The organism is uncultured Turicimonas sp., from assembly GCF_902477955.1.
Lineage (GTDB): Bacteria > Pseudomonadota > Gammaproteobacteria > Burkholderiales > Burkholderiaceae_F > Turicimonas.
Window position 1 is genome coordinate 89,133 of record NZ_CABSJB010000002.1, and the last position, 16,245, is coordinate 105,377.

Genomic DNA, 16,245 nt, shown 5'->3' on the forward strand with positions numbered 1-16,245 from the left:
TTTAGAAGAAGATACTTGCACCGAAACGAACCTGAACGTCCGTCTTAATCCGATGACCGGATTCACGATTCAACTGAGCATATAGCTTCACTCGGTCTTTAGCCCGAACCTCAAATCCAACCCCGTAATATGCACGAGTACCTAAAGACTCATCTTCAAAATTAAACTCATTTAATTGAGTCTTCGTTTTGCCGAGAAACTCATGCAAAACGCCTCCGCGTAAATACACCTGAGCCGGTTTCTTATCACCGATCAAGAAATTCTTTCCGATATCGACACCAACTCTGCCGGTTAAACTTTTACCATCTTTCACGGAGACGTCCATACCGTTGCTAAGAGAGAAGCTTTTTCCTTTCAACCAGTAAGAAGACAGCTGTAATTGCGGTTGGATAAAGTAGTGGTCGTATTGCCCCTTCTCTAAGAATTGGAACCGGTGCCCAACCTCAGCAGAAACACCTGCGCCGACATTGGAGTATCTTGCACTTGTGGAATCCTCATCAAGCATCTTGGTAGACATACGATGACGGTAATGGTTGAAACTCATCACTAAATCGGCATAAGTACCTGCTTGATTAAACCAAGTCAAATATCCTCTGGCTCCCAGAGAATTCGTGTGGGCTTTACCTTCTCCAAAATCGTTAATTTTTAACTTAGCATAGCCAATATCAATATCTGCACCGACAATGAGATTTGGGGAAACTTTACGATTTACACCGACAGCCGTTCCATAGTTTCTCAGTTTGCCATTTACTCCCTGGAAGAAACTCAGGCGCGACTGGTCATACCGGAACAACACATATGCGCCGTCAGTATCTTCGTCGAAATTATTTCTAATTTCTCCCAATCTCTCTCTTAATTCAGCCAAAGCACCCAGATATTGAGTTACTTGTGTTCCTTGTCCCACGGCTGCCAAGGCAAGTTTTGCACTTTCGGACAAACCATCCGGTTTCGGGATTAAATAATCCGGATAAGTGGAAGGATCCTCCACATCAAAGTTTGGGGGAGGAATAAAGGTTTCCGGTTGATCCGGCTCACTGGGCTGGTCCGGAGTTTCCGGCTCGGAAGGAGTATCCCCGGCTGGGGCAAGCTTGATGTCTTTGGCCCCTACGAACCAATAGGTACGGGTGCCTTTATCAGCATTATAAAGTCCCAGCTTATATTGATAAGGACCGGCTTCGATAACGCCATTGTTTGCTAAGCTAAACACCGCTTGTCCATGCTTGTCTGTCAAACTCTCTATCACAAGCGGGCGCCATAGATAATCGGCAGAGCTGATATCTTTGCCGGTTGAGCCTAATAAAGCTTGGTGAGAACCTGCACTTTTAACAAGAATCTCTAATGTTCCTTTCGCACCTGGCCTATACCAGAGAAGACCTCCGTTGCCTCCTAATGTTTCAGTTCTTATTGTCAGGGCCGTATTAGGGTCACCCATGTCTACTACGCTGCCCTTAGACAAAGTTAAATTAGTAAGTCTTGAATCGCCAAGCGAGGCCCAGAAACTTTGAGGACCCATCGTCAAAGAGGCAGTACCAAGCTCTTTGACTACTTGAGTATGGTGAGTAACAATCTGGGCGCGCAGTGCACTTTTTTCTCCCAAATTAATATTCAGATGAGAGTTGTGGCCGACTTCTATCTTCTTATCGACATACATGACCCCATTATCTCTGACATTGAAATCTGCCTTTGCCCCAAGATTTCCTAATGTAAGGCTCTGCAGACGGATCCCGGAGGCAGTCACCTCTGACTGGCCGTTAGAAAGCAGGCTCAAGCCTTCGTTGAAAACCACGTTCCCCGCAATATCTGCTTTCAAATCAGAGTCTTTTTCTACTAAAACCGGCTTATTAAAGTAAACGTTTTCAACTTTAATGTTTGCATCCGGATCGTCTTGGATAATTAAAGAGCTGGGATGAGAAATATCGAGAAAGAGTACACCTACAGCTACCGGACGATTAAAAAGGATATTTTTTGCGCTCAGTTCCATGTCCGCAGTAAGTAAACGAAGCGGACTCTTTATCTCCACGTTTCCACCTGCGTCGGTCGGCTGCAGAAAATTAAGATTATTAGTAGCCTTGATATCAATTTTTGCGCCGTATTGTGCGTCAACCGTTCCAAAAATATAGATATCTTCGGCTTTCATTTTCAGCTGACCATCATCGCCAACTGCGATAGCAAGCTCATCTTGATAACTTTTATATTGGTCGGAATACGGAGTCATTAAAACAATTTTCCCACCGGCCTGCAGCGTCGTGGTCGTGTCATACCCTACTGAAACAGCGTACCCGAACCCTTCCTGTTCTGTCGGACGAGGGCTGATGGTGATGTCTCCGCCGGTCACAATACTGACCCCTTGTTCATCTGCCTGCAGCCCTGGGAAAAGGAGTTTGGAAGGGTTGTCCGGATTCCGATAATTCATGAAAAAACCGGAATTGACTGAATTGATAACAACGCCGCCTGCTGCCGTCACATTCCACGCAACAGGGATTTGGTTCGAGTTAAAAATAAACTCTCCGTCTTTGCGAGCCTGTTCAAAAGCCTGTTCTATTTCTGCTTGCAAACCCGGGAAATAACGTTCCCAATTCAGTTCCAGCGGGTCTCTGGAGGTTGCGCTCCTCTTTCCCGCATAAACATGATCAAACTGCCCTGCAAAAACCGGCAGACTGAGGAAAGCCAAGCTTAGCAGCGTTAATTTTGTCTTCATTTCCTTTTCCGTATTGCTCTAACCCATCCTTAAGCCAAATCCAAAAACCGGATTCTTAAGAGGGGTAACGAATTAGCTTGGGTACTAATACTCTTATTGATACCCTTACTTGTCACTCTACAGGACAAGAGAAAACCATAAGAAGTGAAGTGCACGATTTGAGTTATTCAGTCTCTGCAAGAGAGGGGATCTTCGATAGAATCACCCTTTTTTACTGTTCACATTCTTCAGGATTGAAAACGAAAAAACACCTTTGGAGCAAAACTCGAAAGGTGCTTAGACTAGAAAACGGAATTATTAAGGAAGAAATCCTTCTCCCGGAACTCTTTTGAGCGGAAGAAAATCTTCTCGGTCCGGACTGAACCGAAACAGCTCTCCCTCTCTCAAATCGTAATAGAGAGCATGCAGCTTTAATGTTCCTTGCTCTACACGGTCAAAAATCCATGGATAAGACAGAAGATTATCCAAAGACACTAAGACGGCGCCCTCCTCACAATGCCTTGTTCTGCATATATGAGTTTCATCGGCCGTCAGATTTTTGAGTCTTTCTAAGGCCGGGGACGCAATGGCCACCCAATCTTGAATATAGGTTTCCGAAGCAATCGATGCCGGCTCGATAAGACCGTGGATTCCGCCGCAATTGGAATGTCCCAAGACGACAATATGTTCAATGTTCAGATGCTTCACACCATACTCTATCGCCGCCATCACAGAGCTCGGTGCTTTGACCTGAGAGACGTCCGGTACGAGAGCCGCAACATTGCGGATGACGAAAAGTTCTCCCGGTTTGCAGTTCAAAAGCAGTGCCGGATCAACGCGCGAGTCACAGCACGAAATTACCAATGTTTTTGGGTTCTGCTGCTTCTCCAGCGACTCAAAGAAGTCCCGTTCTTTCAGAAAATATTTTTGTTTGAAATGGTGGAAACCGGCAAGCAGTTGGTGAAAATTTTCCAATCTCTTTTCCTTTCAGGCCAAAGAAGAACTATCCGAATCAAAGTTAACTTATTGGTCGGATTGTAATTTGAACAAACGCAAAAAACTGAAAACCTCTTTGGATCCTAATGAAAGAGAGTTCCAATGACAGGATGCCGAAACGTCTCGGCTTTCCATATGGAAAGCCGGTTTCTAAAAGTTAAAAGAGAATACTGGCGCCTACTCGGAATTGAAGATCACTTTTAATTCGATGCCCTGATTCCCTATTCACCTGAGCAAAAAATTTGACTCGGTCCTTTGCTTTAACTTCAAATCCAAGGCCGTAATAAGCTCGAGTTCCCAAGGACTTATCTTCAAAACTGAACTCATTTAACCGCGCTTTGGTTTTGCCGAGAAATTCATGCATTACGCCCCCTTGCACATACACTTGAGCAGGTTTCTTATCTGCAATCAAAAAGTTTTTCCCGATATCAACACCAATACGCCCGGTAAGACTCTTCCCGTCTTTTACGGAAACGTTCATACCGTTATCCAGAGAAAAATCTTTCCCTTTAAGCCAGTAAGAAGACAGTTGGATCTGAGGCTGAACGAAATAGTAGTCCTGCTCCCCACGGTTCAAGAACCGGAACTGGTGGCCTGCCTCCGCAGAAACGCCTGCCCCGAAATTAGAATATTTTGCGCTGGTGGGAACTCCATCGATCATTTGAGTTGAAAGATGATGGCGATAGTGGTTAAAGGTAAGCACAACATCGGCATAACTGCCTTTTTGATTAAACCAGGTTAAATAACCCCTTGCTCCCACGGCATCAGTTTTGACCTTTCCTTTTTCATCGTCATTAACTTTCAATTTGGCATGAGCAAAATCTATATCGCCCCCGATAATAACTTCCGGAGAAATCTGGCGGTTGATGCCGATAGCTGTCCCGAAGTTTTTGAGTCGTCCACTTACTCCTTCATGGAAAGAGAGACGTGATTTGTCATAGCGAAATAAGACATAGGTGCTGTCATGTCCCTCATCGAAATGATTCCGAATTTCTCCCATTCTCTCCCGCAGCTCACTCAAAGCTCCAAGGTATTGGGTAACTTGCGTACCTTGTCCTATGGCAGCCAATGCCAGCTTGGCACTCCATGACAAGCCCTCCGGCTTCGGCATTAAATCGTCCGGATACGTCCCGGGATTATTCGGTTCCGAAGGCAAAGGAGGAATTGGGTCTTGCGGCTCAGAAGGAATATCTGCCGGAGGTAGGCCGTTAGAAGGAGGAGCAACCGGCTTTGGATTCTGAGCAGCAGTGACTAACCAAACCTTATCTGATCCGTCGGCATATTCTCCGAGCTGAAGCTTGTACTGATAAGGACCTGCTTCTACCACACCGCCATTAGCTAAATAAAATTCACCTTTGCTGTTTTCCGGGCCCGATGCATCAATTGCAACGGCCTGAAAAAGGTAGTGAGTGTCTTGGATACTTCTTCCCGTAGATCCTAAAAGGGCAAAATGAGTGCCTTCGCTCCTATTATTAATCTTCAGCGTACCTTGAGCCCTTGGTTGGTACCATAAGACGCCGCCCTCTCCTTGCAGGGTATCGGTAGTGACCGTAATGGATTCACCGGGCGCTCCCATCTCCAAGACACTGGTCTTAGACATCGTTAGTGTATTCACATTCGAATCTGAGATAGGAAACCAAATACTGTCATGCCCCATGGTTACAGAAGCTGAGCCGAGCGGGTCTGCCTCCACATAGGCTCTGAGAATACTGCCTTGTCCAAGAGTAATATCGACATGAGAGTGGTTCCCGACTTTAATAATCTCATCGACCTGCATAACACCGTTGTCTTTGACATTGAAACTGGCCTTGGAATCGGTGCCGTTAATCAAAATATTCTTAACTCGGATTCCGGTCGCAGAAATATCGGAGTTACTGTTATTTGAAAGCGCCAGCTCTTCATTAAAAACAACGGAACCTGCAATATTGACCTTTAGGTGTGAGTAGTCATCAACAAACACGGGAAAATAAAACTGGACGTTTCCTACGGCGATGTTTTCGTCGGGATTGTCCTTAATGGTCAATTGACTGGGATGGGGCGTATCAAAAAACGTCTTACCAATATCTACCTGACGGTTGAAAAAAATATTTGAGGCGCTAAGAGTCATACCGGAGGCAATCAAGCTAATCGGCATTTCATTCGCGTTTTTAGTGCCGATCACCGGATCCGTAGGTTTTAAGAAATAGAGGCTGTTTGCCGCATTGATATTAATGGCGGCGCCGTATTGCGCATCCACGCCTCCGTAAACATACACATCTTCAGCCTTTAGATTTAGTTTTCCATTTTCAGCTACGGCAATAGAAAGCCCGTCCTGATAGCTCGAATCGGATTTCTGATCCAGCGCCTTCAGCACAATCTTTTTTCCTGCCTCTAAAGTAGTTGATGTATCCGAATTGACCGCCACTGCAAATCCATACCCTGAGTGGTCCGTTGACTTAGGAGAAACAATAATGTCTCCTTGAGTCTTGATAACCACGTCATTATTGGCGTTTTCCAATTCCGGAAATACGATTTCGTGTGTCTTAGGATCTCTGTAAGAGCGGTAAAAACCGGAATTGACAGAGTTAATGATGACGCCATTTTCGGCCGTGATATTCCATGCTACGGGGGAAAGATTAGTTTCCAGCTTGAAAATTCCATCTTTTTTTGCTTCTTCAAAGGCTTTCTTTACTTCCTCTTCTAAGCCTGGAAAGTACTTTCTCCAGGTTTCCATTGTTTTTGGCCAAGAGGGTAAGTTTTGCTCGGTATTTATCGTTTGAGAGCCGGAAGCAAAAGCCGGCAGAGCGCATAAAAATAAGCTCGAAAGTAATAATTCTTTTTTCATTTTCTGGTACTGGTATAGCGTAGCATACCCACAAGTGTGTACCCTAAATGGGATAACATATAATAGTTATTAAACAGCGTAGCTATACTTATAAATTTAAGTGAAAGTACCTAGAATTTACAGGATAGATGAGAATAGGAAAAATGCGCTTATGCCCATTTTAGGTTAATTTTCTACTATTGAAATCACAATCTTTGTAAAATTTATAGTTTGCTTACTAATCTTTAGCAAATTAACTTATGCTTCTCAGACCAAGCTTTTTTAGAAAGAAAACTTTCTAAAGATTTGCGTCTCAATGGATAGGCTGGTTTAAACCGATAGGTTGCATAAGACTCGACGCAACGTTCCAAAAGGCAACAATCTCCAGACCGACATGTTTTGATCAGTATTTACTTCAAACACAATTTGTTGCATTTAAGCAACGACAATTGCTGCTTCAGTCTTCTCAAGAACTTTCAATGAGACCAATTTGGGCTGAAATAGGACACTGTTAAAGCGTATTCAATGCTGTCTTAAGCCAGAAGTCGTTATTTCCCATCAATAGTTAGGATGACAAAAAGTGACTTTCAACAAAACCGGAGTTTTCATTTGTCTTTCGCAAAAAAAGAGGACGGCGTGTACTGCACCGTCCCGGTTTCAATTAGATCTTAAAAACTAATGGATTATTTTTTAATTCAATCCGTTGAGCTGTCCTGCGTAAAGGATGAACAAACGCAAACACATCATGCCCACAATCGCAGCTGTACATCCAGTGTAGAAGCAAAATGCTGAACGGAAGAAGCTGAGTGTAATGGGCACTACCATGCCGATAAAGATTGCGCCGAACCAGAACACACAAGCCCAAGTTCCCGTCGTAAATGCCGTAAATGCAAGCTGTGCAGCCTCCGTTCCGGTAATAAGCGAAACGGCAATCATAAAGATACACATGGCTTCAACCAAAATGATCGGATACTCGGCCACATGCAGCTGATGCATAGGAGCATCTTCGCGTTGGGCACCGAATGCCATCGCCACCAGACGAATTGCTGCTCCGCCGGCAGAAAAACCGGATGCAACGAACAGCGCCGGAAGAACGGCCGTATTGATAAGCGGGAAGCGAATCAATGCGGAAATCAGGAAGCCGGTGTAAGCGCAAATCACGATTGCTAAAATCATCACGGCCCAGTCCAACAGCGCACGGAAGCCGGCAAGGAAATCCGTAATCGGCTTTAAGAAAGCCAGAATCTTCAAATCCTTGAAAACCAACAGCGTGAGCACGAAAAGCAGAGGGATGTAAAAGAGCAAAGCCATTACACCAATGCTCATCACAGAAGTCGGGTTGTAATAAATCAGGATTCGCCAGAACTGGAATGGATCGGTCAAGTCCAGAACCAAGCAGACCATACCCAGCAAGATGGTAATTAAACCGACAATGCTGGCCGCCTTCATCTGAGGAGTATCCGCGTGAGAGTGGCTGAATAAATTCAGAATGACTGCCAGCGCCACTGCACCGCCGGAAATACCGGCAAGAAACAGATACACGGCAATCGGCCACGGCCAAGCTACGCTCCCGGATAATCCGGTCGTGAAGTCAATGATAATGTCAGTAGGTTGCATATCAGACTCCTTTCTTGATAATCGGGATATAGTGCAGATTCGGCTGCGTACCTAACATTGCACGAACACGAACGGTATCCTTAACAGCGAGCACCTTATTGACGTATGAATTCGGATTATTAGCGTCCCCGAAAATCAAAGCGTCATAGCGGCAGGCTTGGACACAAGCCGGCAATTCACCGATAGCCAACTTGGTATGCAGGCAAAAGTCGCAGTTTTCTGCCGCTTTGTTTTTTTCGTTGATAAAGCGTACATTGTATGGACAGCCGGCGATACAGTACTTACAGCCTACACAGCGATCATTGTCCATCGTAACGATATTGGTGGCCGGGTCGATATGGGCCGCTCCGGTCGGGCAGACTCTGACACAAGGCGGTTCAGAGCACTGCTGACAGGAGACACGTACATACTTCCGATTGCCGGGGGTTCCGTCCAGAGGAGACTGCCGTTCAAGGGTCATACGAAGCTGACCGGCCGGAACGTTGTTAGTCTCTGAACAAGCTTCTTTACATGCGCCGCATCCGACACACTTGTTCTGATCAAAGATCATCACAAACCGAGGCTTATACCCGCTGACATTTCCGGCTTCTGCTTCTTTGTCGAGCGGAATCATCGTTCCGACTGCGCCCAAAGCGGCAGTGGTTAAAAATTTTCTACGGTCTATTGTCATGATATTTTCCTCGCTGTCCCTTTGTGGAGGACAGCGTTGACTCGGTTACTTGAGTGGATTAACGGGAGTCTTGGAGAAACTTCCTTTGTCGAGGATACCCTGAGCCTTGCGAATATAATTCTGGGCTGCGGATAAGCGCTGGGTCAGGTAGTTGTGTGCGTGAGCACCCCAAGAGCCGTCCTTTTCGATCATGTCGGCAATCTGCGTTGCCAAGTCGACATAGGAGAGAACCTCGGTTCTCTGATCTCGATCAAGACGCGTGACTTCAAGAAGTTTGTTGATTCTTTCGGTAGCGCCGCGAATTTCTTCGTAGCCGCTCTTAATTGGATCCTGCCACTTGTTTAATTCACCGTAAATCTGCTTCTGATCTTTGTAAACAAGACCTTCTTCGAGTTTGGAAGTGTATTGGCTATGGCAGCCTTTGCCTTCAAATACCGTCCAGTCAGCCGGTGCATTACGTGCGCAGCTCCACATCAAGTCAACATAGTCTCGGCCTTTTTCGTCTTTAGCCAAAACGTACTTGGTGACTTTCTTGCCGTCGACTTCAACTTCCTGGGGAATATAGGAAGTCTGATCCGGAGAAGGATTGATCTTGTACATATGGGCTCGATACAGAGCAACGGAAGCGGCTTTTGATTGATCAGCCGTATACTGCTCCGGCATCGGCATTGTCGGCATATGACAAGCGATGCAATCAAGCTCGCTGTGTGTATCGGTGTGCTTGAATACGTCAGCTTGGACAGTATGGCAGTCCTTGCAATCCTGCTTCATCTTAGGATTACTGATGTAGGCCATCCAAGCGGTACCTTTGATCTGAGTCTGATCGTGGCAGGAGAGACAGCCGACGCCATGTTTAGCATGAACGCTCATGAAATGCTGCGCTGTCTTATCGTTGTAATTGGCTTCAGCAAGATTGCGAAGTTCTTTTTTAGAAAATTTCTTAGGTTCAGCTTTAGGATCGATGCCGAGAGACTGAAGAAAGCCGTCGACGCCTTCGATCTTGAACGGTACATTCTTAAGAGATTCAGGTACTGGGACCGGCACGTTGTCCTGCGCCGCTGCGATAGAACTGAAACCAAGGCAAGCGAATACGGTAAGAATGACGGAAGTTTTGATATTCAACATTTTTAGCCTTTGAATTCGTTAATTATGGATTGAACGGTCTTCTTTCCTGCTCTTCTGCAAGGAAATCAGCGTAGTCGTCTTCCAAATATTTATCTGAGTAAAGAAAGAGAACGCCGCTCGAGGTCTTGGTCACCTTGATGTCGCTGTATTCTTCTTTATTTCCCATCACGTCTAAAATTTCAGCAAGGCGCTGGCTTTCAAAATTGAAGGGAGTTTTAAGAAACATTTGCGCAGGCACCGGTCTCGGATAGATGCGGGAGTTTTCTCTTATCTGATCGGAGATAAGCGCTTCATCGTCATCTTTGACGGACAACAAGCGTGCATAAGAGTTAGAAAGCAGAGGCTTGAAGTAAAAGAACTCCGTGCCGTCCGGTTTTTTAATGCTCATTACACCAAGATCTCCTTCCAAAGCTGCCTTCATGACCGCTTCGAAGTATCCCGGCAACTCGGCATCCAACTCTTCATCACTTTTCAGATCAGCAGGATGAATATCTCCGTGAACTAATGAGCGGAGCATTTCACGGCGGCTGAGAGCCTTTCGGCTCGGCCGCAGATTCGGATGTTCGGCTTCGTAGAGATCAACCTTTCCCTCCGGAGTCAATTGAACCTCAAATGCCTGACGCTCTTTACGATCAAGAGCCCTTTCGAGTACCGCGTCCGTAGTGATTTCTGCGGCAGTCTTAATTTCTTCGGCTGTCGGGGCCTTGGCTGTATGAACCTTACGAAGGAAGATTTCTCTTAACTTCTCGCCGTCAACCAGCTCAGTTCTGCCGCTGAATTCGGCAACGATATCGGCCAAAAGTAAAACGTGTACTTTAAAGATGGGCAGATCGTAGATATTTTCCTGTTTACTCATAATTAATATCTTTCAGATTTACTTGATGAGACCTTCTTTTTGAAGAGCCGGGATGACGAAGTCGAGTTGATATTCTTTCAACGTATCGACAGTCGGAACGCCTGTCTGCTTGTTAAATCCCATTTGTTCAAAGAAGATATCGAAGCTCTTCTGGATATCAGCCGGATCCATGCGGACAGTACCTTTAGTGAAAGGCTTTTTATCCTTCGGATCCCAGTAAATCCAACCCGGGACGGTGTCGTGATCCTGACGCATATTAGAGCTGTCGAGCTGACGCATTGTGTAAACGCGCTGCAGGAGCCATGCGCGAGTTGCATCTTTATCCAAATCGTCGCCGCTCTTCTTAACGCCGGTTACAGCGGAGAACACCTTGGCTTCAATGTTCGGATCGCCTACATACTGGTTCTTTTCATCCGGGCAATATTCCCATGGGCCCATCCAAGAACACAGTCCCAACATGTTGTGAAGTTCCGTACGGGCGATAACCCATGCCAAACGCTTCATCTTGTATTCATTAACCGGTGTGTAATCGCCGATTTGGTCAACAGCGCTTTCGTCTCCCCATGTCACTTTAGCGATGTGCTTCATTTCCTTAATCGGAAGACCGCTGCGGGTAAAGTTAACGTGTGCGTGAGCCATCGGGTCACGGTTCCACATACAGTTCAAAACGCAGCCGAGCTGTGCATCATCTTCATTGGTATGATGTTTTGGGTGACCGTTGGACCAATACAGTGAGCGATGGTCATCACTCCATGTCTTCAGAGGGATGCCGAAATGTTCGAGCATGACAGGAGTTGTTTCTCCCATCCACTTACCGAATTCACCTTGTCTGTAGGCAATCTTCGGAAGGAATTCCTGCATAGCGGACGCGTCAACGTCATCGATCTTCTTCCATGGCAAGGAGTCGTATTCTTCCTTAGAAAGAAGTTTCTTCCAATAACCGTCGGTATACATCATGACCATATCGCGCTGGATCTGGCCGTAGTTGCACCACAAACCTAAATCATCCATCAGCTGGCTGCCGACAATTGCGATCTCGATGTTTCTTTCCGGATGCAATTTGAGATTCGGGTAGAAAAAGACCGGGAAGAGCAAGCCGCCGCAAGTTTGTTCAGTAATCGGGCTGACGTTGAATTTAGCCGCAGTCTTGACATCTTTAATAACCGGGTAGCAGCGAATCGGGCAAGCAAAGCAGCCGTTGTTGCGGACGTGCAGCCCCCATTCCTTATCACCTAAGAAGAATTCTCCGGCGTTAGTACGGAAGGCCATCTTAGAGAGACGGCGCGTATCCAAAGGAACATTAATCGGAGGATTAGCAGCACCCCATTGTTTTCCGGGCATACCGGACCAGCGGGAGTTCAAAGAATGGTATTCAAAGAGCGGGTGCGGATAGCGGGAAACGACGGTCTGCGTCAAAGCGCCGAACAATTCTTTATGGCGGTTGACGAGTTTTTCCCAGTCTTCCTTATCAGCTGCGATATGGATAGCTTGATCACCGTCAATCGCGATACCCTTCAAATTCTTGGAACCGAAGACGCCGCCGATACCGCCGCCTGTATGACTCTTGGCATTAATCACAATGGACATGGGGACAAGGTTTTCACCGGCCGGTCCAATAACGGTAACGGATGCGTTCGGAGAAGTTTCCTGGCTAATCAATTCATGGGAGCGGCATGTCCCTTCGCCCCAGATGTGCCCTGCATTGCGGATTTGAACGTCATCGTTGTTGATGTAGATATAAACAGGTTCTTTGGCCTTACCTTCAATGATGATGAAATCGTAGCCGGCATATTTAATTTTTGCACCGATATCACCGCCCAAGTGAGCACTTCCGACCATGTGTCTCGGATAAGTAGTCGGGTACATCGTTGTGATAGATGTTCTGCCGGAGCAGACAGCGCCTGTACCTGTCAGAGGTCCGGGAGCGATAACGAGTTTATTGGCTTCATCGAAAGCCTGGGTCTTAGGGGGGACTTCATCCCAAAAAATCTTATAACCGAGGGCAGTACCGCCAATCCATTGCTTATCTGTCGGAACTGTAGAGACTTCACCTGTAGAAAGATTAATTCTGAGACCCTGACCGGTCCAACCGTATTTTTTTGTATCAGACATATGCGTAACCTATAGAGAAAATCAGCCGTGACAAACACCGCATTGGTCGTTGTTGTTCTGGGGCAGATAGCCATGCTGCGGACTGCGGTTCGGTTCTTTGGAACGATCAACCCAGGGAACGTAGCGGATAGCTTCCGTCGGACAGGCTTTTACGCACTTCGGATCGCCGTCGCAAAGGAAGCATTTGCTGGCGACATTTTTTTCAACGTCAAAGCTCATCATGTTCCACGGACAAGCTTTTTGGCAGAGACCGCAGCCAATGCAGATTTCTTCGTCTACATAGCGGGCGCCGGTCTTCGGATTTACACGAATAGCGCCTTGCGGGCAAGCGTTAGCGCAAGGAACCGGATGGTCGCATTGACGGCAAGTGTCTTGGATACAAATCGGGTCAAAACCGAAAGCACCGTTATTAGGGCTGACGAGGGCCGTGCCTTGCGGACCGTACCACATGTTGCGGTTAATCTTGATTCTGGCAAGCTTGGGGTCGGCTTTTCCGTCATTAAATTCCGTACAGGCTAATTCGCAACGCTGGCAAGTTACGCAAAGGCTCGGATCTGCAATGAGGATGCCTTTTGGTGCTGAGAGAATGATATAGGGCTGGGCGCCTGTTTGGGCTTTTACGGTATTCATAGCAGCCATTGCAGCGGCAACTGTCGATACCTCTAAAAAGCCACGACGGGTAATATCTAACGGCAAACGTGCCTTAGAGAGCAGTTCTTTAAGATCTAACATTAAAGACTCCGTTGATTGCAAAGTAAATGGGGGTGCTTATTCATTAGTTCGCACTAATGAACTTATGGTTTTCGAAGGGGAGCAGATTTATAAGGATTCACGTCCGGAAAATGGACGATCCTCTTAGTTTGGAGGAGGGAGAGAGAAAGGCAGAGTCGCGTTTTGCTTTACGGGTGAGCAAAACGATTGAGAGAGAACTTGTCTACCGGTAATTTTTCTATTTATCCGGGCGGAAAGCATTTTGAGCTCCTTGCTACGAAACCATTAGTTGGGGCGAAAGAAATTGTTTCGTTTCATTTCGTTTCAGAGTATATCCCTAAGAATTAACCCGATTAAAGATCGTCAAATTTTGCAATAATCACTCAAATACGCTATCCGCTCATCCGAAAGGATGAATATAACTGCTGGGAATCAATGATTTTTAACACTTTGTTATAAATATTTTGTTACACCCAAATTGAGATCTATTGTTGGATTTTCACAAAAAATACATCAAATTAGCACGCTAAGTTATTGAAAAGGATGTCTATGTATGCGCAAAAGCTGTAATTTTTGACAATTATTGGACTGTATTGTGTCGGAGGGTTCACTCGTCAATAAACCGGTTCTTACCTCATACGTTTTCATGAGATTTCAAACATTTTTTGGAGCTTGAAAGGACTCTATTGCGGCTTTGCTACGGTTTCAATGGAATTTCTTTGTTGGCGCTGATATTGATTGAAGAAGTACAAAGGTGTTGAAATAAAAATAACCAATCCGGCAATCAAGAAAAAGATATACCCAAGGCTCGCCCAAACTCCCTTTGAGAGAATTTGTTCCGGAGGAACAAATCCGCACAAAATAGAAATAAAACAAGTAACGAAAGCAACCCCTGACATCAGACACAATCCGACTTTGCCGCCGGGTACTTGATAAGAGCCTTTCTTATCGGGATACCGCAGCTTAAGACGAATGGCAGCTGCAAACATCAGAAGGTACATCACCATATAGAGCTCTCCGCAAAGGGCTAAAAAGAGCCAAAAGGCGTCTGACACGGACGGCATTACCAACACACTCAAAGCCAAGAATGTGGCACATCCTGTCTGAAGAATCAGGATGCTGGTTTGCATACCGAATGAATTCCGGGTCTGCCAGTACTTAGGCAGGTAACCTTCTTGGGCTACTTCTAGAAGGCCGCGGGAGGGTCCGTTCATCCACGTTACGATGGAAGCTAGGGCGCCGTAGGCCAGAAAAGCAGCAAGGATAGGAGTGAACCATGAAAAACCAAGAGCTTTAAGCATGGTCTCAAAACTTTGACATACGCCCGCAGACATGGAAAGCTGGGTACCGGGGACCACTAAAGCAACGGATAAAGCACCGAAGATAGAGAAGAAAAGAATAATAAGCGAGGCCAAGAAGATAGCTCTCGGGAAGGCCGATGTCGGATTCTTCATATTGGTCACGTGAACGGAACTCATTTCCATACCCGCCAATGAAACCATCATCCCCGCCAGCAGCATCCACTGTTTTGGAGTGGACAAATCCGGAATAAGGGCTGCGCCTCCGTTAAAAGGGATCTGGATCGGTTTGTCGGTGAGAATATAGGCGGATGCAATCGCTATAAGAAAGAAGCCGGGAATAATCGTACCTACCAGCACGCCGGATTTGGAGAGAAAAACCGAAAGCCTCATGCCTCGGAAATTTAGAACCGTCGCAACCCAAAGGATGGCGATAGTGGTAAAGAAGACGTACCAGCGGTTATGCGCGAGCTCAGGACTGAAGGTGTATGCCAAGCAAGTTGCCACAAAAGTCGCTGCTGCCGGATACCAAGGTAAGTTCTGAACCCACTCCATAAAGATGGCGAGGAATCCGTATTTAGGGCCGAATGCTTCACGCACCCAAACAAAAACACCGCCGCGTTCCGGATAGGTACTAGCTAACTCAGCCGAAACCAAAGCCGAAGGAACAAAGAAACAGACAGCGGAAGCAACGAGGAAAAAGATAATATTCCAGCCGTACTCGGCCATGCTCGGCAAATTTCTCAAAGAGAAGACCGAACAAACTGTGAGCATAGCCATAGCTCCGATGCTCATCGTAAAACTTGTTTTATTTCTCTCGGTACCGCCCACGGCCTTCCCTCCCACAACTTTCAACTTCGGACTATAGCCCCATGATTCGCATGCAGATTTCTAAAGATCCCAAAACAGAACTATTCCGCTTTGACGCTAGATATATTTAATTTTTATGAGGAGGCAGAATTGTCCCATGCACGTCGAACATTCAGAATGAAGTCCTAAAAAATCGCGTTTTATATCAAAAAGTTGGAGTCCTTCTAGAAAATCACACCCTAATTCGTTAAAGATGGTTGCGAAAAGCGAAACCTTGGCCCAATAAGTTACATCGGTTTACTTCTTACAAAAATTTGACGAACCGCAAAAGACCTATTTTTGAAATTGAGAGTCTCATACATTTTTGAGATATTTGCATTCAATTTTTTTAGAACCGAACAAAAGGTATTTTTTTGAATAAATACATAAGAATTTTTTCAAAACTCTCGAGGGTGAATTGGTCTCAACCATACCTTTCATTTGATAGGTACGTAATTTGTTTTTCTTTATGCAATACCGTGGAGAATTTTTTCTTGGCGCAGCTTTCTCTTTAAAAGGAGCTGTAAAAAT

10 protein-coding genes are annotated in these 16,245 nt (G+C 45.8%); all 10 read right to left on the reverse strand.

What is annotated here, in order from left to right; translation table 11 throughout:
* Position 1: 1 nt before the first annotated feature.
* The gene (locus RDK53_RS01275) at positions 2-2,698 is read right to left on the reverse strand and encodes an autotransporter outer membrane beta-barrel domain-containing protein (RefSeq protein ID WP_308512922.1); all 2,697 of its coding nucleotides are present in this window, start codon (positions 2,696-2,698) and stop codon (positions 2-4) included.
* Between the two features lie 297 nt (positions 2,699-2,995).
* Positions 2,996-3,652, reverse strand: a complete 657-nt coding sequence (locus tag RDK53_RS01280) for a carbonic anhydrase (RefSeq protein WP_308512923.1) — start codon at positions 3,650-3,652, stop codon at positions 2,996-2,998.
* A 178-nt stretch (positions 3,653-3,830) separates the two neighbouring features.
* A complete protein-coding gene (locus RDK53_RS01285; protein WP_308512924.1) occupies positions 3,831-6,497 on the reverse strand; it encodes an autotransporter outer membrane beta-barrel domain-containing protein in 2,667 nt (888 codons plus the stop codon).
* Positions 6,498-7,166: 669 nt separating this feature from the next.
* The gene (gene nrfD, locus RDK53_RS01290) at positions 7,167-8,093 is read right to left on the reverse strand and encodes an NrfD/PsrC family molybdoenzyme membrane anchor subunit (RefSeq protein WP_308512925.1); all 927 of its coding nucleotides are present in this window, start codon (positions 8,091-8,093) and stop codon (positions 7,167-7,169) included.
* A gap of 1 nt (position 8,094) precedes the next feature.
* Positions 8,095-8,763, reverse strand: coding sequence for a 4Fe-4S dicluster domain-containing protein (locus RDK53_RS01295; RefSeq protein ID WP_308512926.1), 669 nt, complete (start codon positions 8,761-8,763; stop codon positions 8,095-8,097).
* A gap of 45 nt (positions 8,764-8,808) precedes the next feature.
* Positions 8,809-9,888, reverse strand: coding sequence for a cytochrome C (locus tag RDK53_RS01300; protein ID WP_308512927.1), 1,080 nt, complete (start codon positions 9,886-9,888; stop codon positions 8,809-8,811).
* Positions 9,889-9,910: 22 nt separating this feature from the next.
* Entirely contained in the window at positions 9,911-10,744 is an 834-nt protein-coding gene (locus RDK53_RS01305; protein WP_308512928.1) for a hypothetical protein, read from the reverse strand.
* An 18-nt stretch (positions 10,745-10,762) separates the two neighbouring features.
* Entirely contained in the window at positions 10,763-12,856 is a 2,094-nt protein-coding gene (locus RDK53_RS01310; protein WP_308512929.1) for an aldehyde ferredoxin oxidoreductase N-terminal domain-containing protein, read from the reverse strand.
* A 21-nt stretch (positions 12,857-12,877) separates the two neighbouring features.
* A complete protein-coding gene (locus RDK53_RS01315) occupies positions 12,878-13,588 on the reverse strand; it encodes a 4Fe-4S dicluster domain-containing protein (RefSeq protein ID WP_308512930.1) in 711 nt (236 codons plus the stop codon).
* Between the two features lie 662 nt (positions 13,589-14,250).
* Positions 14,251-15,696, reverse strand: coding sequence for an amino acid permease (locus tag RDK53_RS01320; protein ID WP_308512931.1), 1,446 nt, complete (start codon positions 15,694-15,696; stop codon positions 14,251-14,253).
* Between the last annotated feature and the right edge of the window lie 549 nt (positions 15,697-16,245).